Annotated in this window: 17 protein-coding genes and 1 riboswitch; of the genes, 8 read left to right on the top strand and 9 right to left on the bottom strand. The window is 72.1% G+C overall.

The features are described 5' to 3' along the window. Positions 1–73: 73 nt before the first annotated feature. Together nagE and FHG10_RS14320 are read right to left on the bottom strand one after the other, a co-directional pair. Positions 74–2,047, bottom strand: a complete 1,974-nt coding sequence (gene nagE / locus FHG10_RS14325; RefSeq protein WP_152354044.1) for an N-acetylglucosamine-specific PTS transporter subunit IIBC — start codon at positions 2,045–2,047, stop codon at positions 74–76. Positions 2,048–2,335: 288 nt separating this feature from the next. Next, a complete protein-coding gene (locus FHG10_RS14320; RefSeq protein ID WP_193636336.1) occupies positions 2,336–3,757 on the bottom strand; it encodes an L-lactate permease in 1,422 nt (473 codons plus the stop codon). Positions 3,758–3,803: 46 nt separating this feature from the next. On the opposite strand from FHG10_RS14320, the gene FHG10_RS14315 reads away from it, so the two are divergent. The 4 genes from FHG10_RS14315 to FHG10_RS14300 all read left to right on the top strand — a co-directional run bounded on the left by FHG10_RS14315 (position 3,804) and on the right by FHG10_RS14300 (position 8,941). Next, complete coding sequence (locus FHG10_RS14315; protein ID WP_193636335.1) at positions 3,804–4,349, top strand: helix-turn-helix domain-containing protein; 546 nt, start codon at positions 3,804–3,806, stop codon at positions 4,347–4,349. Between the two features lie 196 nt (positions 4,350–4,545). After that, positions 4,546–5,487: a PTS sugar transporter subunit IIA gene (locus FHG10_RS14310; RefSeq protein WP_152354041.1), complete on the top strand. Its 942-nt coding sequence runs from the start codon at positions 4,546–4,548 to the stop codon at positions 5,485–5,487. A gap of 57 nt (positions 5,488–5,544) precedes the next feature. Then, positions 5,545–7,128 (top strand): PTS ascorbate transporter subunit IIC, encoded by a 1,584-nt coding sequence (locus FHG10_RS14305; RefSeq protein WP_152354040.1) that lies wholly within the window; start codon positions 5,545–5,547, stop codon positions 7,126–7,128. A 169-nt stretch (positions 7,129–7,297) separates the two neighbouring features. Then, positions 7,298–8,941 (top strand): helix-turn-helix domain-containing protein, encoded by a 1,644-nt coding sequence (locus FHG10_RS14300; protein ID WP_152354039.1) that lies wholly within the window; start codon positions 7,298–7,300, stop codon positions 8,939–8,941. A gap of 65 nt (positions 8,942–9,006) precedes the next feature. On the opposite strand, the gene FHG10_RS14295 is transcribed toward FHG10_RS14300, so the two are convergent. Then, on the bottom strand, positions 9,007–10,680 hold the full coding sequence (locus FHG10_RS14295) for an L-lactate permease (RefSeq protein WP_152354038.1): 1,674 nt from the start codon (positions 10,678–10,680) through the stop codon (positions 9,007–9,009). 198 nt (positions 10,681–10,878) lie between these two features. Here FHG10_RS14295 and FHG10_RS14290 point away from each other — a divergent pair, with 198 nt between their 5' ends. Both FHG10_RS14290 and FHG10_RS14285 read left to right on the top strand, forming a co-directional pair. Next, on the top strand, positions 10,879–11,643 hold the full coding sequence (locus tag FHG10_RS14290) for a FadR/GntR family transcriptional regulator (RefSeq protein ID WP_152354037.1): 765 nt from the start codon (positions 10,879–10,881) through the stop codon (positions 11,641–11,643). Beyond that, on the top strand, positions 11,640–12,512 hold the full coding sequence (locus FHG10_RS14285) for an alpha/beta fold hydrolase (protein ID WP_152354036.1): 873 nt from the start codon (positions 11,640–11,642) through the stop codon (positions 12,510–12,512). The genes FHG10_RS14290 and FHG10_RS14285 overlap by 4 nt, the downstream gene beginning before the upstream one ends. 22 nt (positions 12,513–12,534) lie before the next feature. Here FHG10_RS14285 and FHG10_RS14280 read toward each other — a convergent pair whose 3' ends face one another. The 6 genes from FHG10_RS14280 to FHG10_RS14255 form a co-directional block, all read right to left on the bottom strand. Continuing rightward, positions 12,535–13,350 carry a hypothetical protein gene (locus FHG10_RS14280; protein WP_152354035.1) on the bottom strand — a complete coding sequence of 272 codons (816 nt, stop codon included), beginning with the start codon at positions 13,348–13,350 and terminating at the stop codon, positions 12,535–12,537. A gap of 171 nt (positions 13,351–13,521) precedes the next feature. Beyond that, complete coding sequence (locus FHG10_RS14275) at positions 13,522–14,520, bottom strand: PfkB family carbohydrate kinase (RefSeq protein WP_152354034.1); 999 nt, start codon at positions 14,518–14,520, stop codon at positions 13,522–13,524. Next, a complete protein-coding gene (locus FHG10_RS14270) occupies positions 14,517–16,022 on the bottom strand; it encodes a purine-cytosine permease family protein (RefSeq protein ID WP_152354033.1) in 1,506 nt (501 codons plus the stop codon). Before FHG10_RS14270 ends, FHG10_RS14275 begins: the two co-directional genes overlap by 4 nt. Before the next feature lie 40 nt (positions 16,023–16,062). Beyond that, a complete protein-coding gene (locus tag FHG10_RS14265; RefSeq protein WP_152354032.1) occupies positions 16,063–17,070 on the bottom strand; it encodes an ADP-ribosylglycohydrolase family protein in 1,008 nt (335 codons plus the stop codon). Further along, the gene (locus tag FHG10_RS14260) at positions 17,067–17,801 is read right to left on the bottom strand and encodes a GntR family transcriptional regulator (protein ID WP_152354031.1); all 735 of its coding nucleotides are present in this window, start codon (positions 17,799–17,801) and stop codon (positions 17,067–17,069) included. The genes FHG10_RS14265 and FHG10_RS14260 overlap by 4 nt, the downstream gene beginning before the upstream one ends. Before the next feature lie 68 nt (positions 17,802–17,869). Continuing rightward, positions 17,870–18,676: an Ltp family lipoprotein gene (locus FHG10_RS14255; RefSeq protein ID WP_193636334.1), complete on the bottom strand. Its 807-nt coding sequence runs from the start codon at positions 18,674–18,676 to the stop codon at positions 17,870–17,872. Between the two features lie 270 nt (positions 18,677–18,946). Beyond that, positions 18,947–19,057, top strand: a riboswitch (TPP riboswitch). Between FHG10_RS14255 and thiC the strand changes: the two genes are divergently transcribed. Next, positions 19,057–20,814 carry a phosphomethylpyrimidine synthase ThiC gene (gene thiC / locus FHG10_RS14250; RefSeq protein WP_152354029.1) on the top strand — a complete coding sequence of 586 codons (1,758 nt, stop codon included), beginning with the start codon at positions 19,057–19,059 and terminating at the stop codon, positions 20,812–20,814. It overlaps the preceding riboswitch by 1 nt. Before the next feature lie 160 nt (positions 20,815–20,974). After that, on the top strand, positions 20,975–21,214 hold the full coding sequence (locus tag FHG10_RS14245; RefSeq protein ID WP_152354028.1) for an NUDIX domain-containing protein: 240 nt from the start codon (positions 20,975–20,977) through the stop codon (positions 21,212–21,214). Positions 21,215–21,224 lie beyond the last annotated feature (10 nt).

Here is a 21,224-nt window from a genome sequence, read left to right as displayed (position 1 = left end):
CGCGGGGCCGGCCTCTGCCCGTGGTCGGACACGGGGAGGCCGGCCCCGGGCCTGGGCGAGGCCGGTCCCTGGCTCAGACCAACTCGACGACCGCGTCGGCGTCGTTGAGGACGACGATCGGGGTGATCGTCGGGTGGCCGTCGGCCCGCACTGCGGCCAGGTCGACGCGCAGCAGCGGCATGCCCGCGACCACGCGATCGCCGGTCGCCACGAGGGCCTCGAAGCCGCGGCCCTTCATGGCGACGGTGTCCAGGCCCACGTGGATGAGCACCTCGGTGCCGTCGTCGAGGGTGAGGGCGAGGGCGTGCCCGGTGTCGAAGACGTGCTGCACGGTGCCTGCGGCCGGGGCGATGACCACGGCGTCGGCGAGGTCCTCGGCGGGCTGCACGGCGATGCCGGGGCCCATGATCTCCTGCGCGAAGGTCGGGTCCGGGACGTCCGCGAGCGGCACTGCGGTGCCCTCGAGCGCCTGGCGCAGGCGCACCAGGTGGGTGGTGCGAGCGGCGGTCGCGACGCCGCCCTGAGAGCTCCCGCCGCTGCTCGCGGAGCCGGCGGCGATCGCCTCGGCCTCCGCGGCATCGAGCGTCTGCGCGCGTCCGCTCATCACGTCGTCCATCGCGTCCTTCACGAACTGGACGTTGGTCCCGTAGATGACCTGCACGGAGCCGCGCCCGGGCTTCATGGTGCCCGCGGCGCCCGCCCTCTTCAGCGCGGCCTCGTCGACGACGGAGGCGTCGGCCACCTGCATGCGCAGGCGGGTCGCGCAGTTCTCGAGATCCAGGATGTTCTCGCGACCGCCGAGGGCGGCGAGGAACGCCGTGGCGACGGCGAGGTACTTCGCATCGCCGGTGACCGCGCCGGCCGCGTCCTCGGACTCCTCGTCCTCCGGGTCGCCGTCCTCGCGGCCGATGGTCTTGAGGTCGAAGCGGCGGATGATGAAGCGGAAGGACAGGAAGTAGACGACGAACCAGAACACGCCCATCACCGGCAGCGCCCAGGGGTTCTGGGCCATCGGGTTCACCCAGCCCAGCGCGAGGTCGATGAACCCGCCGGAGAAGCCGAAGCCCATGCGGACCGGAAGCGCGGCCGTGATCGCCATCGAGATGCCGGTGAACAGGGCGTGCACCACGTACAGGCCCGGCGCCAGGAACATGAAGGAGAACTCGAGCGGCTCGGTGACGCCGACGAAGAACGCGGCGATCGCGCTCGAGAGCAGCACGCCCGCGGCGATCTTGCGGCGGCTGGTCTTCGCGGTCGTGTACATCGCGAGGGCGGCGCCGGGAAGGCCGAACATCATGATCGGGAAGAACCCGGCCATGTACTGGCCGGTCTCGCCGTAGGTGCCCGTGCCGCTCAGGAAGTTGTTGAGGTCGTTGATGCCCGCGACGTCGAACCAGAACACCGAGTTCAGGGCGTGGTGCAGGCCGAACGGGATGAGCAGTCGGTTGAGGAAGCCGTAGATGCCCACGCCCACGGGGCCGAGGGTCAGGGTGAACTCGCCGAAGGCGACGAGGCCGCTGAACACGAGCGGCCACAGGAAGAACAGCACCAGGGCGAGCACGAGCGAGATGCCGGCGGAGACGATGGCGACCGAGCGCTTGCCGGAGAAGAACGACAGCGCGTCGGGCAGCTTCGTGTCCTTGAAGTGGTCGTACGTCCAGGCGCCGATGAGACCGCAGAGGATCCCCACGAACACGTTCTCGATCTGGTCGAAGGCGGGATTCACCTGGGAGACGTCGATGCTCTTGAACAGTGCGACGTTGTCGGGCGAGAGCAAGGTCGTCACCGTCAGCCAGGAGACCAGTCCCGAGAGGGCCGACGTCCCGTCGGGCTTGGTCGCCATGCCGATCGAGACGCCGATGGCGAAGAGGAGCGGGAGGTGGTCCAGCAGCGCGCTGCCGGCGGTCTTCAGGAAGACGCCCGCGATGTTGGTGTCGTTGCCGGTCGCGGTGAGGATCCAGTAGCCGAGGCCGCTGAGGATCGCGGCCACGGGCAGAACCGCCACCGGCAGCATGAGGGACCTGCCGAGTCGTTGGAAGAACTTCATCGTTGCCTTCGGGGAGAGCGGCCCCGACGCTCGATTGTGGGCGTAACGGCGACCGAACGGTCAGGATCGCGTCCCATGGTGCATGCTCGCGCGCACTGCTCGCGGCGCCCCGTTCTGCGACGACCCCAGCATGAGGCTCTGACGTGGGCATCCTCCGCGCGGGCCGGAACGCCCCGTGTGCAGGCTCACCCCGATCGCCGACCGTCGGTCGTCAGCGGACCGCCCACGGCCGCCGCCGCTTCACTGTCACGCGGTCTCGACGACCCCGCCGCGCACATGCGCCCCCGCTCACGCGGCGAGCGCGAGCGCGACGACGAGTCCCGCCGTGAGCGCCGCGAGGGAGACGAGCGCGGCGCTGAGCACGGGCGCCACGGCCCGGCGGGCCTCGGCGGGATCCGGGCAGAGCTGCGCGGCGAGCTCGATCTTCGCGGGCGAGGGCATGAGGAAGATGCCCGCGGCGGCGTTCTGCACCGCGATCGCCCAGAGCGTCGGGATGCCGACGAGCGGGGCGATCTGCGCCTGCGGGGCGGCGAACATGGCGTTCGCGGAGCTGTTCGACCCGGTGAGATAGCCGCCGAGCGCGCCGACGGGGGCCACGACCAGCGCATAGGCCGGCCCCAGGTGGGAGGCGGCGAGCGCGAGCGCCCCGGCCATGCCGCTGGTGGCCATGACGATGCCGAGCGCCATCAGCAGCCCGTTCGCGGGGCCCACCTGCAGCCAGCGCCGCGCGGCGGCGGCGAGGGCGGGGACGAGCAGTCCGCCCCGGGTGGTGGCGAGCACAGCGAGGATCAGCCAGAGCGCGGGCGAGGCGAGCAGGTGCCAGCCCTCGCCGTCGGCCCCCACCGCGGCGAGGAGGGCGGTCGCACCGAGCACGCCGCCCAGCAGCACCGCGTAAGGGGCCAAGGCCCGCAGGAGGGCGGCGTCCCCGCGCAGCCGCGCTCCGCGCAGCCGGTGCACGAGCAGATGCGCGCCGAGAGTGAGGAGCGCCCCGAGCGCTCCGGCGGGAGCCGTGCCGACGAGCAGGTTCGTGAGCAGCACAGCCGCCCACAGCATCAGGCCGGAGCCGACGGCCGCGATCACCGCGAGGGCCCGCTCGCGTGCGCTCCGCGGCGCGGTGAGCAGGGCGACGACCACGCCGACGGCGAGGAACACAGGGCCGTTGGCGATCGCGGTCGCCACTCCGAGCTGCTGGTCGCCGAGCCCGCCGAGGTGCGCGGCGATGAGCACGCCGGGCCCCATCGACCCCCAGGGCACGGCGCACAGACCGAGGAGCCCGACGGCCGCCGAGGTCCGGCTCGAGAAGCCGCACCCCAGCAGCAGCGGGATCGCGAGGGTCACGCCGATCCCGAAACCGGTCACGGACTCCGCGAAGGGCGCGACGCCGTGCACCACGGCGAGCGCCGCGCCCGGGCCGCTCCCGAGGGCTCCGCCGACCCAGCGGGCGATGCGCTCCTGCCTGCCGGTGCGGGTCATCGCCTCGGCGAGCAGGAGCCCGCCGAAGATGATGACGAGCACCTCGGCGAGCACAGGAACCCAGGCGCCCGCCGCCTCGGACCAGCGGCCGGCGTCGGCGCGGAAGACCCCAGCCGTGAGCACGATCGCCGTGGCCAGTCCGAGCACGGCGGCGGCGAGGGTCGAGCGCCGCGCGAGGATCGCGCCGATCGTCACGAGCACCGGCAACAGGGCGAGCAGAGCCATGTTGCGCATCATGCCCATTTCGTTTCGCTCCCGCAATCCGTGTCGGTATCCTGGTCCCATGACTTCGAGCCCGGCCCGCCGACTGGGCCCTGCCATCCGTGCGCGCCGTGCAGAGCTCGGCATCACCCTGGATCAGCTCGCAACCACCTCCGGGGTCTCCCGAGGCACGCTCTCGCGGATCGAGAACAATGCGCTGTCCACGAGCCTCGCGAACGCGCTCGCGATCTCCTCGGCCCTCTCCGTGGATCTCGGCGAGCTGCTCGAGGAGCCCGAGTCGCTGCTGATCAGCGCCGAGGAGGCCACCCAGTACACCGACGGCTCCGGCATCGTGCGCACCACGCTCGCCCAGCCCGCCCCCGGCATCCAGATGCTGCGCTACGAGGTGCCTGCCCATGCGGCGTCGACCGGGCTCGCCGCTCACCGCGGGCGCACCCAGGAGGTGCTGCACATCCTCGAAGGATCGCTGGTGTACGAGGTCGAGGGCGTGGAGCACGAGCTGCACGAGGGCGACACGCTCACGGTGCGCGCGGACCGGCCGCACCGCCTGCGCAATCCCGGCGCGACCCCCTGCGTACTGCACATGCTGACCGTCACGCCCCGCTGAGTACACGGGCGGCCCCTCGGAGCGATCGAGCGACGCGACTGAGCGTCCAGGCGGCCCCACTGAGTAGCCGGCAGACCCAGCGGCGGCTCACACGACAGGGGTGCGGCGTCCGGGCCACGCACGCGTAGTCTCGGAATCGGACCCGCCGAACCCTCCGCCGACGCCCTCTCCTCTCCACCCTTCCCGCGAGGTGCCCATGTCCTCTCCGTCCGCGTCCCCCTCCCCGATCGCCGACCTGCTCCCGGCCGGCGCGGTCCGCCTCGACGTCCGCGCCGAGGACTGGCGCACGGCGATCCGCGCCGCGGGCGCCCTGCTCACGGAGTCCGGCACCGCCGGCGCCCCGTACACCGACGCGATGATCCGCACCGTCGAGGAGCACGGCCCGTACATCGTCATCACGCCCGGCTTCGCCCTCGCCCATGCCCGGCCCGACGACTCCGTCGCCCGCACGGGCATGTCCTTCGTGCGTCTGGCGGAGCCGGTCGCCTTCGGGCACGAGAGCAACGACCCGGTGACGATCGTGATGGGGCTCGCCGCGGCCGACGCCTCCGCCCACCAGCAGGCGCTCGCCGCCCTCGCCGGGGCGCTCGCCGATCCGCAGCGCCGGTCGGCCCTCGACACCGCGACCACCCCGGAGGGCATCCTCGATGCCCTGGCCGGGTCGTCCGCCGCGTCGTCGCCGCAGGCCGCCGAGGCAGCCCGGCCCGCTGCCGCGGGAGCCGCCGCTGTGAGCACCGCTCCGGGAACCGCCGCCCCGGAGACCGGTGCCCTCGCCGGCTCCCCGTCGGCCGGCTCCTCCGCCCCGCGCCCCGCCGAGGCGGACACCGCGGAGGTCTCCGACGCCGTCCCGTCGAAGAACCTGATCCTCACGGTGTGCGGGAACGGCCTGGGCACGAGCCTGTTCCTCAAGAACACGGCCGAGCAGGTGCTGGACCGCTGGGGTTGGTCCCCGTACCTCACGGTCGAGGCGACCGACACGATCTCGGCCAAGGGCCGCGCGAAGGAGGCCGACTTCCTGCTGACCTCCGGCGCGATCGCCCAGACCCTCGGCGACGTGGGCGTGCCCGTCGAGGTGATCGAGAACTTCACCTCGCAGGCCGAGATCGACGCCGCCCTGCGCCGCCTCTACGCCGTCTGACCCGACCTTCCCTCCCCGCCTGTTCCCCGTCCCCTCGTCACCCGCACGGAGCCCGTCATGCACGTCCTCGTCGCGATCGCCCAGTTCCTGGTCAACGAGATCCTGAGCGTTCCCGCCTTCCTCATCGGCATCATCACCGCGATCGGCCTGGTCGCCCTGCGCAAGAGCGCCGGCCAGATCGCGGGCGGCGCGATCAAGGCCGTCCTCGGCTTCCTGCTCATCGGGGCCGGGGCGACGCTCGTGACCGCCTCCCTCACGCCGCTCGGCGAGATGATCCAGGGCGCGCTCGGCGCGCAGGGCGTCGTCCCCACGAACGAGGCGATCGCCGGGATCGCCCAGGAGGAGTTCGGCGCCCAGGTGTCGTGGCTGATGATCCTGGGCTTCGTCGTCGCGATCCTGCTCGCGCGGTTCACGCCGCTGCGCTACGTGTTCCTCACCGGCCACCACCTGCTGTTCATGGCCACGCTGATCACGATCGTGATGGCCTCGGCGGGCATGCCCTCGCCGGTCGTGGTGATCCTCGGGGCGGCGCTGCTGGGCGTGCTGATGGTGTCCCTGCCCGCGCTCGCCCAGCCGTGGACGCGGCGCATCACGGGCGACGACTCGATCGCCATCGGCCATTTCGGCTCCGCCGGGTACATCGCCTCGGGGGCGGTCGGCCGACTGGTCGACCCGAAGGGCAGGAGCCGCTCGACGGAGGACCTCAAGGTGCCCGAGTCGCTGCGCTTCCTGCGCGACTCGATGGTCGCGACCGCCCTGTCCATGGTGCTGATGTACGTGATCGTCGCGGTCGTCTACCTCGTGCGCGCCGGCTCGACCACCGCGTTCACCGCCTTCGAGGGTGGGGCCACGAACGTGGGCAACTACCTCATGCAGTCGGTGACGCAGGGCCTGCAGTTCGGCATCGCGGTCGCGGTGATCCTGTTCGGCGTGCGCACGATTCTCGGCGAGCTCGTGCCCGCCTTCCAGGGCATCGCCGCCCGCGTGGTGCCCGGCGCGGTGCCCGCGCTGGACGCCCCGATCGTCTTCCCCTACGCCCAGAACGCCGTGCTCATCGGCTTCCTCTCGAGCTTCGTGGGCGGCCTCGTGGGTCTGCTGCTGCTCGGCACCGTGTTCGGTCCGCTGTTCGGGCTCGCGCTGATCCTTCCCGGGCTCGTCCCGCACTTCTTCACGGGCGGTGCCGCGGGCGTCTACGGCAACGCGACCGGCGGGCGCCGCGGCGCCGTCGCGGGAGCGTTCGTCAACGGCCTGCTGGTCACCTTCCTGCCGGCGCTGCTGCTGAAGGTGCTGGGCACCTTCGGCTCGGCGAACACGACCTTCGGCGACACCGACTTCGGCTGGTTCGGCATCCTCATCGGCTACGGCGCGCGCCCGGGCGTGCTGCTGGGCTCGGTCATCCTCGCGGTGATCGGCCTGGCCATCCTGGTCGCGGCGATCACGGTGCAGAAGCGCGTCGTGGACCGCGGCTGGGACCCGGCTCCCGCACGGGCGGGCGCGGGCGGCGCGGATGAGGGCGGCGCGGCGACGGCGGCCGACGGCGGCAGCGGGGCCGAGGTGGCCGCCGGCGGCACTGCGGGACGCTATCCACGGGTCGCTCCGCCGGTGGGAGCTCCGACCCCTCCCCCACCTCCGGAGAGCTGACACCGCGGGACACCGCGGACACTGCGCGGCCCCGCCCGGCGAACATCGACCGTCCGCTGCGAGCTGCCCTGGCCCCGTGCCGCACGCGCAGGCGCGGCGTCGGCCACCCCGGACGTCTTCCCGCTCACACTGCCTGGCGGTATCTCATAGATGAGATACGCTCCCGAGCATGACGCAGACCGATGAGTTCACCTCGCAGGCCCGGCCCGCGGACGGCTCCTCCCAGCCCTCCTCGCCCTCCGCACGGCTCGCCGCGGCGTCCGCCGCAGCCGGCGCCCGTGCGGGCGACCAGGACTACCGCCGCCAGATCGGCGCCCTGATCCGCGACGCCCGCCTGCACTCGGGTCTCACCCAGTCCCAGCTCGCCGCCGAGCTCTCCACCTCGCAGAGCACGATCAACCGGATCGAGAAGGGCCAGCAGAACCTGACCCTCGACACCCTCGCGAAGATCGGCGCAGCGCTGGACTCGGGGCTCGTGGGCATCGGATCGTCGGCCCCCTCGCACCTGCGGGTGCAGGGCGGCACCACGCTGAGCGGCGCGATCGACGTGAAGACCTCGAAGAACGCCGGGGTCGCGCTGCTGTGCGCCTCGCTGCTGAACCGCGGCACCACCGTGCTGCGCCGGGTCGCGCGCATCGAGGAGGTCAACCGCCTGCTCGAGGTGCTCACCTCGATCGGCGTGCGCGCCCGCTGGCTGAACGAGAACAACGACCTCGAGATCAGCGTCCCCGAGCACCTGGACCTGGCCTCGATCGACGCCGGCGCGGCCCGTCGGACCCGCTCGATCATCATGTTCCTGGGCCCGCTCATGCACCGTGAGCACGACTTCCAGCTCCCCTATGCGGGCGGCTGCGACCTGGGCACCCGCACCGTCGAGCCCCACATGACCGCGCTGCGGCCCTTCGGCCTCGAGGTCGTCGCGACCGAAGGCCACTACCAGGCCACCGCGACCCCGGGCGCGGGCCCCCGTCGGCCCATCGTCCTCACCGAGCGCGGCGACACCGTCACCGAGAACGCGCTGATGGCGGCCGCCCGCTACGAGGGCGAGACGATCATCCGCAATGCGAGCCCGAACTACATGGTCCAGGACCTCTGCTTCTTCCTCGAGAAGCTCGGCGTGCGGATCGACGGGATCGGCACCACCACCCTGCGCGTGCAGGGGAAGTCCGAGATCCGGGCCGACGTCGACTACGCCCCCAGCGAGGACCCGATCGAGGCGATGAGCCTGATCGCCGCCGCGATCGTCACGAAGTCCTCGATCACCGTGCGCCGCGTGCCCATCGAGTTCATGGAGATCGAGCTCGCCGTGCTCGAGGACATGGGCTTCACCTACGACCGCACCGAGGAGTACCTCGCGGCGAACGGCAAGACGCGCCTGGTGGACATCACCACGCACGTCTCGGACCTGCGGGCGCCGATCGACAAGATCCACCCGATGCCCTTCCCCGGCCTGAACATCGACAACCTGCCGTTCTTCGCGGTCATCGCCGCGACCGCCGAGGGCCAGACCCAGCTGCACGACTGGGTGTACGAGAACCGCGCGATCTACCTGACCGACCTCAACAAGCTCGGGGCGCGTGTGCAGCTCATGGATCCCCACCGGGTGCTCATCGACGGCTCGACCCACTGGAGCGGCGCGGAGCTCGTGTGCCCGCCGGCGCTGCGCCCGGCCGTCGTCATCCTGCTGGCGATGCTCGCCGCGAAGGGCACCTCGGTGCTGCGCAACGTCTACGTCATCAACCGGGGCTACGAGGACCTCGCCCAGCGCCTGAACGCCCTGGGGGCTCGGATCGAGACGTTCCGGGACATCTGAGGTGTGGGCGGTCTGGGCAGTCAAGGCCGACGGGGTCTGAGGGCACCCGTCGGGCCTTCGTCGATCTACGGGACCATCCAGGCGAGCACCGGGGTGGACTGCAGGAACACGATCAGGCACATGAGCGCGAGGAAGACGATCGACCAGGGCAGCACGCGCCGCAGGATCTCGCCCTCCTTGCCCGCGAGCCCCACCGCCGCGGCGGCGATCGCGAGGTTCTGCGGGGAGATCATCTTGCCCAGCACGCCGCCGGAGGAGTTCGCCGAGGCCGTCAGCAGGGGCTCGAGCCCGGCCTGCTGGGCGGCTGAGGCCTGCAGGGCGCCGAACAGCGAGTTCGAGGAGGTGTCCGAGCCGGTGACGGCCACGCCGATCCAGCCGAGAACCGGTGAGACCAGCGCGAACAGGCCGCCGGAGGCCGCGAGCCAGGTGCCCAGCGTCGAGGTCTGACCGGAGGCGTTCATGACGTATGCGAGCGAGAGCACCGCCATCACGGTGATGATCGCGGCGGCCAGCTGCTTGTAGGTGCCGGTGTATGCCCTCCAGGCGCGGGCCGGGGAGATGCCGATGACGGGGATCGAGATCAGGCCCGCGATCACCAGCCAGGTACCGGCGGACGCCGGGATGTCGAGCTTGAAGGTCGGGATGGTCGACGGCTCGCCCGCGGCGCTCAGCAGATGCAGACCGGGCCACTGGAACGAGGGGTTCAGCGCCTCGTGGGCGATGAGGTCCTTGATGCCCGGCAGCTGGGTGAGCACGAACAGCGCCACGATGATGCCGTAGGGGGCGTAGGCGCGGACCACGTCGGCCGTGGTGTCGTGGGCGTCGCGATCGGCCTCGGCCATCTCCTCGGGGGTCCGGACGCCGGCGCCGGAGGCGCGGGAGCGTCCGGCGGCCTCGTCGGCGTCGGCCGCGGGGACGAACGCCTCGCGCGGCTGCCAGACGCGCAGCAGGAGCACCACGGCGAGGGCCGCGACGAGGGCGGCGACGATGTCGGTGAGCTGCGTGGAGATGAAGTTCGAGGTGACGAACTGGGCCAGCGAGAAGACGATGCCGCAGGTGAGCGTGGCCGGGAGGGTCTGCACGAGTCCTCTGCGGCGGTCGATGATGAGCACCAGGATCATCGGCACGATCACGGCCAGCAGCGGGGTCTGGCGCCCGACCATCGAGGAGAGCAGGTGCTCGTCCTGGCCGCTGACCTTGGCGAGCGTGGTGATCGGGACGGCGAGCGCACCGAAGGCGACCGGCGCGGTGTTGGCGACGAGCGCGACCACGGCGGCCTTCAGCGGCTTGATGCCGATGGCCAGGAGCATGACGCTCGTGATCGCCACTGGCGTGCCGAAGCCGGCGAGCGCCTCGAGCAGCGCGCCGAAGCAGAAGGCGATGATGACCGCTTGGATCCGCTGGTCGTCGCTGACCTTGGCGAAGGAACGCCGCAGCACATCGAAGTGCCCGGTCACCACGGTCATGTTGTAGACCCAGATCGCGTTGATGACGACCCACAGGATCGGGAAGAACCCGAACGCGGCGCCCTCGGTGGCCGAGAGCAGCGCCTGGCCCACGGGCATGGAGTAGGCGAGCACGGCGACCAGGAGCGAGAGGACCAGGGCGATCAGCCCCGCCTTCCAGGCCGTCAGCCGCACGACGCCGATCAGGACGAACAGGACGACCAGGGGCAGCATCGCCACCAGGGCCGTGAGCAGGAGCGATCCACCCAGGGCGTCGAGAATCGGCTGGTACATGGGGACCTCGCTCGTGGGAGTCGGGACGGGGACGTCCGCCGCGTCCGACGCCGGGCCTGCGCGAAGCGCGCGCGAAGGGCTCTCCGTCGACGGTGACGGTGATTGCAGGGGCGGGCCGGACCGATCAGTGGTCTGACCACACAGCGGCACGCTAGGGTGGCGCGCAGCACATGTCAATGACGCGAAGGGAGCTGTGTCGTGACCCCGACGACCTCACACCACGGGTCGCAGCTCCCCCGCGATGGGGAGGCCGACGCCTGGCGGCCCGTGAACCGCAGCCGCGCCTACGAGCTCGTCGTCGAGCGCATCGAGGAGCAGATCACCAACGGCGCCCTGCACGTGGGAGACACCCTCCCCGCCGAACGCGACCTCGCCGAGAGGCTGCAGGTCAGCCGCGCGGCGGTGCGAGAGGCGATCCGCACGCTCGAGGCCCAGGGGGCCGTCCGCTCCGCCGTCGGGTCGCGTCCGGTCGCGGGCACGCAGGTGGTGGCGGAGACCAGCGACGCCCTCACCCGGCTGCTGCGCCTGCACGTGGCCCTCTCGAGCTTCCCGATGGCCGACGTCATCGAGGCGCGCATCATGCTCGAGCGCTCGAGCGCAAGCCTCGCGGCGGGCAACGCCTCCGCGCAGGACCTGTCAGGACTGCGCGAGATCCTCCGGGACATGGACGCGCCCGGCATCGACCGCGCAGCGTTCAACGAGCTCGACACCGCCTTCCACGTGGCCCTCGCCGAGGCGGGCCACAACCGTCTGGTCACCGACATGACGATCGCGATCCGCGAGTCCATGAAGCTGCCGATCCTGCAGGCCTACGGCACCCTGGAGGACTCCGACGCGCTGATCGCGCGCCTGCGCGCGGAGCACCACGGCATCCTGGAGGCGATCGAGGAGGGGTCCGCGCAGCTGGCCTCCGAGCGCATCGAGGCCCATATCCGCGCCGCCTACGCGAGCCTGTGGGGATGAGCGGGTCCCACGGGGACGGCTCCGAGCTCGGGGACGCGGTGCGGGTGCCGCAGCCCGAGGGCTCCCTGCGGGTGATCACGCGCGGCGAGCACGGTCCGCCCGTGCTGCTGCTCAGCGGCGCGGGCAACGACAGCGCCTCCCTGAGCTGGAGGCGACTGATCCCCGTCCTCGCCGAGACCCATCGCGTGCTCGCCCTGGACTGGCCGAAGCAGGGCGGCTCCGTGCCCTGGGACGGGACCGCCGACCATCCGCGGATGCTGCGGTGCATCGATGCCGTCCTCGAGCACTTCGACCTGGACGCCGTCGACCTCGTCGGCCTCTCGCAGGGCGGTGCGCTCGCACTCTCCTACGCGATCGAGCATCCCGAGCGGGTCTCGCGCCTCGTCGCACTCGCCCCCGCGGGGGTCCTCTCGTTCCCGCCGATCGTCCACCAGCTGCTGTGGCTGACGGCCCGCTGCCGCCTGCTGCACCGGACCCTGCCCTCGCTGATCTTCCGCAGCCGCGCGGCGTGCGCGTGGTTCGCCCGCACCAGCCTGTTCGCGGGCCCCGTCGATGATCTCGAGGAGATCGTGGACGAGTTCCACGCCGACGTCCTCGCCCACGGGTCGGGGTCCTCGGACTGGCAGAACGCCTCGATCGGGCTCCGGCGCATGGCCATCGACCTGCGCCCGGACCTGCACCGCATCCAGTGCCCGACCCTGATCATCCAGGGCAGCGAGGACGCGGCCGTGGCGCCGGAGCGCTCGCGCGCCGCAGCGGAGGCGATCCCCGGTGCGGCCTTCGAGCTGGTCGACGGCGCCGGCCACTGGTCGAACCGGCAGTGCCCGGAGCGGGTGAACGCGCTGATCACGGGGTTCCTCGCGGACTGACCAGCACTCTGCGGCGGACCGCTCAGTCGCGCAGCGTCCTCATCTGCTCCATGAGCCGCAGCACGGCGGCGCGCTTCTCGATGTCGCTGCCGTTGTCGTTCAGAACCATCAGCACCTCGTTCCAGGGCATCGGATACGTCGAATGCGGGAACATGAGCGGTCCGCCGTTGCGGGAGTCATCCACGTCCGCCGGGTCCGACGCCGGATAGCTCTGCACCCAGAGCTCGGCGAAGAGCGTGATGACGTCCGGCCGCAGCCGCGAATAGGCGCCGATCACCTCTCCCGCCACGGCATCGATCGCGAACTCGATATCTTCCGTGCACAGGAGCGGACCGTCTCCGGGCCGCTCCCGGGCAGCGGGGGCGCCGCCGGCCCCATGCTGGGCCGGCCCGTCCTCCGGCGGGACGGTCCGGTCGCCGACCGACGGACCGTCGGGGTCGACCCTCTCGGCCTCCGCCTGCAGCTGCGCCACGGTCATGAGGTCGTGCTCGGCCATCCAGACCGCCATGTCTGCCGCGGCGAGGGCGTACGGCCCCTCGAGGATCGCGGGCGGCTCCGGCTCGTCGTCCGTCCCGTCGTAGGTCGCAGCGAACAGGGCGAGCGCCGCCAGGCGGATCCGCGCGTCGGCCCCCTCGATACCCTCCGACGGGATCTCGACGGGCACCTCGCCGACCACGGCGAGCGTGGACCACGCGTGGACCAGCCAACGCACGTCCCCGCCGCTCGGGAGGCCCTGCGTGTACTGGGCGCACAGGGCGTCGAGCACAGGGGTGTCGCCGGACGGCGGTCCGCCCCTGCTCTCCCCCGGCCCCTCGGCCGGATCGCCGATCCGCCTCATGTGCGCATTGTGCTCCAGCGGACCGACGAACCGACTGCGGCGGGAGGACGCGGCGCGGCGGAGCGCGGCGACACGGCGCAGCGCGGCGGCACGGCGTGACCCGGCGGGGCGCCGCGGGCCGCGCGGGGCGGGTCGGGATGACACGGCCCGACGAGACAGTGCGGCAGGGAGTCAGCGCTCCATGGTTCCGAGCAGCGCATCGGTCTCCGCCGCGTCCGGAGCCGTGGCGGGACCCCGGCGGGTGACCGCGAGCGCGGCGGCGGCATTGGCGCGCCGGACGGCATCGGGGAGCTGCTCGCCGGCGGCGAGGCGGGCGCAGAGGACTCCCGTGTGCGCATCGCCCGCGCCGTTGGTGTCGATGGCCTCGACTACCGGCGCGGCGACGTGCAGCACGCCTGCGCCGGGCTGCGCGACGTACGCCCCGTCGGCGCCTGCGCGCAGCACGACGGCCGTCCGGGAGAGCTGACAGAGCGCCGTCGCGAGCCCGCGTGCGGAGTCCCCGGGCTCGTCGGCCGCTTCCCCACCGCCTCCGAGGCGCTCGAGGAGGATCCGCGCCTCGCGCTCGTTCGTGGTCCACACGTCGGCCCGCTCCATGACGGCACGGACGGAGTCGAGTTCGACGTCGCCGATCACGGGAGCGGGGTCGACGACCACCAGGGAGTCGGGGAGGCTCGGCAACCAGTCCAGGAGGGCTCCGCGATTGACCTCGTGGACCAGCGAATACCCCGACACGCAGACGACGTCACCGGGTCCCGGGTCTGCGGCGCGCAGCTGATCGACGCTCGTGCGCGCCTCCGCACCCGCCGTGGAGACGAACGTCCGCTCGGCATCGGCGTCGACGAGCGCGATGCTGAAGCCGGTGTCGAGCGACGGATCCGGCGCGGACACGAGGTCCACGCCCTCGCCCTCGAGCGTCGCGCGCACGAGGTCGCCGAAGGGTCCGGTGCCGTGGCTGCCGGCGTACACCACACGAGCTCCGTCACGGGCGGCGGCCGCCATCGTGTTCACTCCGCCCCCTGCGGCGAGCAGATGCTCGGCCGAGAAGACGTCGCCTCCCGGCTCCGGCAGGACGGGGATCCGGAGCACGACGTCCACCACGGCCTGGCCCGTATGGATCACGCGCGGGCCCGTCCCCGCACTCGCGGCGCGCGCCGCGGCGTCGCCGCTCATGCCTCGCGCTCCACACTGCGCAGGCCGACGAGGGCGTACAGGGCCCCGCCGATGGCCGCCGCGAGCACCCATGCCATGCCGTTGACACCGATCCACGTGTCGTACAGCGGGCCGGTGTACCAGGGCGTCGTCCCCGGGCTGATCTGCATGAACAGTGCGGCCACGGCGATGGCCACGACCCACGGCACGACGGCCGCCCAGCGCACACCGCCGGTATAGGAGTACCGGCTGCCCGGGGAGAGGTCCAGCAGAGCCTCGGGGTCGTAGCGCCGCCTCTTCACGAGGTCGACCAGGAAGATCCCGACCCAGGCGGAGATCGGCACGGCCAGCAGCGAGATGAAGCTGATGAACGGGCCGTAGAAGCCGTCGGCCACGAGCAGGAACAGCAGCGATCCGGTGGTCGTGACGACGACGTCGACGACCACGGCGTACACCCGCCTCACCCGCAGTCCCAGCGTCAGGGTGGTGAGGCCGGCCGAGTAGACGGAGAGATGGTTGGACAGCAGCAGGCCGACGAACGAGACCAGCAGGTAGACCACCGCGATGGAGTGCGGCAGCGTGCTGCGGATGGCGTCGAGGGGATTGGCGGAGGTCGCGATCGCCGCGTCGGACGCGCCGAGCATCGACCCCATCGAGATCATCACCACCAGCGGGATGCCCGCACCGGCCGACGCGGACACCACGAGCGACAGCGCCCGGACGGAGGGCGCCTGGTAGCGGGCCATGTCCGCCCCCGAGTTCGCCCAGCCGATGCCGGTCCCCGCGGCGATCGTCCCGATCCCCGTGAGCACTGCGGCGGTGGTGCCGTTCGGCGCCTGGGCCACCTGCGCCCAGTCGATCCGGAACACGAGGAAGGCGAGGATCACCAGGTTCACCGCGCCGAAGATCCAGGTGGACCACTTCTGGACGACCAGGATGATCGCGTGCCCCATGCCGGAGACGGACACGGTGAACCCGACGAACAGGACGACGCCGAGGACGGCGATCAGGGGTGCGGACTTCGCATCGCCGCCGGTGCCCAGGACCAGCGAGGCGATGGTGACCACGGCGAGGGCGGCGGTCGACGTGTTGACGGTCTCCCAGCCCAGCCGGGAGAGCAGGGCGACCAGGGTGGGGCCCGCGTTCCCGCGCGTTCCGAAGATCGCGCGGGACAGGGTGAGGCTGGGCGCTCCGCCGCGGCGCCCCGCGATGGAGATCAGGCCGACGATCGCGAAGGAGCCGAACGCGCCGATCACGGCGACGAGGATCGACTGCCACACGGAGAGCCCGAGAGCGACGAGGCTGACGCCCAGCGGCAGTCCCATCACGGAGATGTTGGCGGCGAACCACACCCAGAACAGCTCCAGGGGGTTGCCGTGCCGCTCCTCCTCGGGGACCGGCTCGATCCCCCGCTGCTCGAGGGAGCCGAGGGCCCCGTCCTGCACTGGGGGCGCGTCGGCGTGCGCGGCGTCCGCGGGATACGTCGGCGGGGCGGTCACGGGGTCGGGAATCTCGGTGGGCATCTTCGGCACCTTAGGGACGAGGGGTCTGGGGGACGAGGGGTCAGGAGCGCAGGGCGAGGAGCCGCCGCGCGATGGGCTCGAGGTCGAGCTCGTTGACCTGCTGGACGATCCGGAGGGCTTCGGCGGGGAACGCCGCGGTGCCGTGCACGGCGCCGAGCACCGCGCCCGCCATGGCGGCCACGGTGTCGGTGTCGCCGCCGAGGGAGGCCGCGGCGCAGAGCGCGTCGAAGGGATCTGCGCTACCCCGCTCGATGAGCAGGAGCGCGGCCACGACCGACTCCTGCGACTGCACGGAGGTGCCGACGACGTCGTAGATGAAGTCCTCGGCGTCCTCCCGCTCCATCCCTCGGACGGGGCCGCGGAAGACGGAGAAGCGCTGCGCGATCGAGCCGCCCGCGATCCAGTTCCCGCGCACGGCGCCGTCGGCCGCGGCCGACGTCGCGGCGTCGAGCGCCTGGTCGATGTCAGCGCCGTCCACGCCGGCCGACACCGCGGCGGCGATGGCCGCGGCGCCGGAGATCCCCAGTCCCGTGTTGTGGGTGACCCTGCTGGCCTGGACGACGGCCTCCAGCAGGTGCGGGCCCGGCGCGTGGGCGATGCCGACGGGCGCGATGCGCATCGCTGCACCGTTCGTGGTGCCGTAGCGGCCGGTCTCCTCGACGGGCTCTCCGGCCTGCAGCTTCGCGAGCGCAGAGCGTGTGGAGGGCCCGAGCAGGTCGAGGGAGCCGCGAGAGATCATGTCCTGCTCCCAGGAGATCAGCGCGTCGGCGAAGGCGTGCTCGTCCACGCGGCCGCCGCCGTCGACCACGAGCCCCGCGAGGATCAGCGCCTGCTCCGTGTCGTCGGTGATGGAGCCCGCCCGCATCCCGGGGGCGATGGGCTGATCGGGCGGCCCGGCGACGAAGCCGTCGATCCGGCCGCAGCGGGCCCGGATCTGCTCGCGCGGCAGCGACTGGGTGGGCATTCCCAGGGCGTCGCCGATCGCGAGGCCGAGCAGCGCGCCGTGGGCGCGGTCGAGTGCCGTCGTCGAGTGTCCGGCGGCGCTCATCGCTCGCCTCCGAAGGTCAGCGCGAGGGAGAAGTGCTGGGGGTCGAGGAGGGAGACCACGTGCTCGACGAATCGACCGTCGGAGTCGAAGGAGGTGCGCGACGTGCGCAGGAAGGCCTCCCCGGCGTCGCGGCGCAGGATCCCGGCCTCGCGCGCGTCGAGGAGGCGGATGTCGGCCCGCTGGGTGCCCTGCACGGGGACGAGCCCCGCCGCCCGGAGGGTGGAGGCGAGGGAGTCCTCGACGAGACCTGCGGCGGGGAGATCCGCGAGCAGGCCGATGGCGGGGACGGTGGCGCACTCGAAGGAGACCGGGACCTCGTCTCCGTCGGCGGTGCGCAGGCGGCGCACGCGACGCACGGCGACGGCCCTGGTCAGGTCGACGTCCGCGGGAAGGAGAGGCACCTCGTCGCGACCCACGGGCTCGATGCCGAGGATCTCGGCGGTCACGTCGCTGCCGGCGGAGGCCATCGACTGCGCCCATCCGCGGTCCTGATCCAGCTGGTGGCCGTCGAAGATGACGAAGGACCCGCGTCCGGTCTCCGTGGCGATCAGCCGCTGGTGCTGCAGCTCGCTCAGCGCCTGGCGGATGGTGCTGCGGGACACCCCGAACTCCTCGGCGAGGCGGTGCTCGCCCTCGAGCTTCGTCCCGGGCTCGTACTCCCCCGCGCGAATGCGACCGGCGAGCGTGTCGACGATCGACTGACGCTTGCTCCGCGCAACCTGTGTGTACATGTAGCTACATGTACACCATGTGAGGCGCGGGGCGCCAGGAGCGTCCACCCCGGCGCCCCGCCGACCGCTCAGTCGTGCAGGTGCTTGATGGCGTAGTCCGCCTGCTCGTCCGTGAACTGCTCGCCGTACTCGGAGGTGAGCTGCTCATGGATGTCGTCGTCGGACATGCCCCCGGACTCCTCGTAGAGCTTCGCCTTCTCCAGAGCGTTCTTGTTCCAGTCCGCATCCACGTGGTCGGCCGCGTAGGTGGCGGTCTCCTCGCTGTAGCCCTCGAAGACGAGCGTGTCGTGGATGCCCTGCTTCGAGGAGTAGAGCATGTCGGACTGGATCTTCGCGTCGGCGAGCGCGCCGTCCTTGTCGTCGGGGTCGACGTCCGTGCCGGTGTCAGCGGAATCATCCGAGTCCGCGTCGGCAGAGGAATCGTCGTCGGGGGTCGCGTCGACGGTGCGATCGGACGGGGTGGCGGAGTCGGTGGGCTCATCCGACGTGTCGTCGGATGAGGAGGCCGAGACCGTGGTGGGCGCCGGCTCATCGCTGCCGGCGCTGTTCACGAGCACCACGACCACGATGACGACGGCCGCGATCGCGAGCAGCGCGAGGCAGCCGCAGCCGCCCAGCACCCACCACAGCGTCTTGGACTTCTTCGGCGGCTCCTGGCCCTGTCCCGGCTGCGGCGCGGCGCCGAACTGCGCGGCCTGAGTGGTGCCGTCGAACGACGCCCCCTGCGCGGGGCCCCCGTACTGCGGGGCCTGCGAGGGGCTGCCGTACGACGACGCGGGGTCCGACGCGCCGAACCCGCCGTTCGCGGATGCGGGGCCGGGGATCCCTGAATTCGCGGAGCCCGACGTGCCGGGAGTGGGAGGAGTGCTGGTCATCTGGGGATTCCGTTCGGGATCGGGGTGCGTGCGCGGTATCAGACGAGAAGCCGACCGGACACGCGAGGAGGACATGGAGCACTGAGACGAGGAGGCGGCTCCGCGCCGGCGCAAGCGCCCGGGAGGGCGCTGCTGCCGGGGCGCAGTCTACGGACCCGCGGCGGCGTCGGATGGTGGGACCCGCGCACATCCGCGTTCATCGCCGGAACCGCAGCGTCCGCGCCCGCAGCGGACCGTCGGCCCCTCTCCCGCCCCGTGCTACGGTCGTCGCCGATCCCTCGGGTGCCCGTCGCAACGGGCTGAGATCGGACTGATGCCGTCCGAGTACCGACCGAACCTGCTCCGGGTCATGCCGGCGAAGGAAGAAGGAGAGCGACTGCATGTCTGCACGCCCCGAGAACTACCCCACCCACAGCCTCGGCCACCTCGAGGACCCCGCGCACGGCATCCGCGTGCCGGTCACGAGGATCGCCCAGGACGACTCCCCCACCGGCGCGACGAACCCGCCGCTCGAGGTCTACCGCACCGCCGGCCCCGGCAGCGAGCCGGAGGTGGGCCTGCCGCCCCTGCGCGAGGCCTGGATCCGGGGCCGCGGCGACGTCGAGTCCTACGAGGGCCGCGCCCGGGACCTGGCGGACGACGGCCGTGGGGCCGTCCGCCGCGGTGGGGCGAGCGCCGAATGGCGCGGGGCGCGCCGCTCCCCCGTGCGCTCGGCCGATGGCCGCACCGTCACCCAGATGTACTACGCCCGACGCGGCGAGATCACCCCGGAGATGCGCTTCGTGGCACTGCGGGAGGGCTGCGACGTCGAGCTCGTGCGCGAGGAGGTCGCCGCGGGTCGCGCGATCATCCCCGCGAACGTGAACCACCCCGAGGCCGAGCCCATGATCATCGGCCGGCGCTTCCTGGTGAAGATCAACGCGAACATCGGGAACTCGGCGGTCACCTCGTCGATCGCCGAGGAGGTCTCCAAGCTCGAGTGGGCCACCCGCTGGGGCGCGGACACCGTCATGGACCTGTCCACGGGCGATGACATCCACACCACGCGCGAGTGGATCCTGCGCAACGCGCCCGTGCCCATCGGCACCGTGCCGATCTACCAGGCGCTCGAGAAGGTGAACGGCGACGCGAACGCCCTGACCTGGGAGATCTTCCGGGACACGGTGATCGAGCAGGCCGAGCAGGGCGTGGACTACATGACGATCCACGCGGGCGTGCTGCTGCGGTACGTGCCGCTGACGGCGAACCGGGTGACGGGCATCGTCTCGCGCGGCGGCTCGATCCTGGCCGGCTGGTGCCTCGCGCGCCACCGCGAGAACTTCCTCTACGAGCACTTCGACGAGCTCTGCGAGATCTTCGCCCGGTACGACGTCGCCTTCTCGCTCGGCGACGGCCTGCGGCCCGGATCCCTCGCGGACGCCAACGACGCCGCCCAGTTCGCCGAGCTCGACACCCTCGCCGAGCTCACCGAGCGCGCCTGGGAGCACGACGTGCAGGTCATGGTCGAGGGCCCCGGCCACGTGCCGCTGCACCTGGTGCGCGAGAACGTCGAGCGCCAGCAGGAGCTGTGCCACGGCGCGCCGTTCTACACGCTGGGCCCGCTGGTCACGGACGTGGCGCCCGCGTACGACCACATCACCTCAGCGATCGGGGCGACGGAGATCGCCCGCTACGGCACCGCGATGCTCTGCTACGTCACCCCGCAGGAGCACCTGGGGCTGCCGGCCCGCAACGACGTGAAGACGGGCGTGATCACGTACAAGATCGCCGCCCACGCGGCGGACATCGCCAAGGGACACCCCGCCGCCCGGGAGCGGGACGACGCTCTGTCGAAGGCCCGCTTCGAGTTCCGCTGGCGCGACCAGTTCGGGCTCTCCCTGGACCCGCAGCTGGCCGAGGAGTACCACGACGAGACCCTGCCGGCCGAGCCCGCGAAGACCGCGCACTTCTGCTCGATGTGCGGGCCGAAGTTCTGCTCGATGAAGATCTCGCAGGACATCCGCGACGAGTTCGGCGGCGAGGCCGCCCAGCAGGAGATCGCCGCCGCCGGCATGGCCGAGAAGTCCCGCGAGTTCCGCGAGCGCGGCGGGACCGTGTACCTGCCCGAGCCGGGGGTCGGGGTGCCGGTGGGTGAGTGAGGGCGGATGGTGCGTGTGTGCTGTGGCGGTCGTCGGCTCGACGGGCCGACGGGCCGACGGGCCGACGATCAAGCGCATGCGCACCGCACCCCTCACCCCCGCCGTGGGGCACCGTACTCTGAGGTCACACCGCCCCACACATCCGAGGAGCGCTAGGACCATGCCCGACTCCGCCATTGCCGTCGTTGGCGCCATCATCGTGCGGGACGGTCTCGTGTTCGCGGCTCGGAGGTCACCCGAGCGCAGCGCCGGCGGGCTCTGGGAATTCCCGGGCGGCAAGGTGGAGCCAGGCGAGACGCCGCAGGAAGCACTCGTGCGCGAGCTGCGCGAGGAACTCGGGGTGCGGGTGGAGGTCGGTGCACGCGCTGCCCGTTGCGGGCGTGTCAGATGGTCTGTGTAAGTCCTGACTG

Origin of the sequence: Brachybacterium subflavum, assembly GCF_009299795.1 — a bacterium.
GTDB lineage: Bacteria > Actinomycetota > Actinomycetes > Actinomycetales > Dermabacteraceae > Brachybacterium > Brachybacterium subflavum.
The sequence above is the reverse complement of the archived record's forward strand: the minus strand, read 5'-3'. Positions and strand labels throughout refer to the sequence as shown.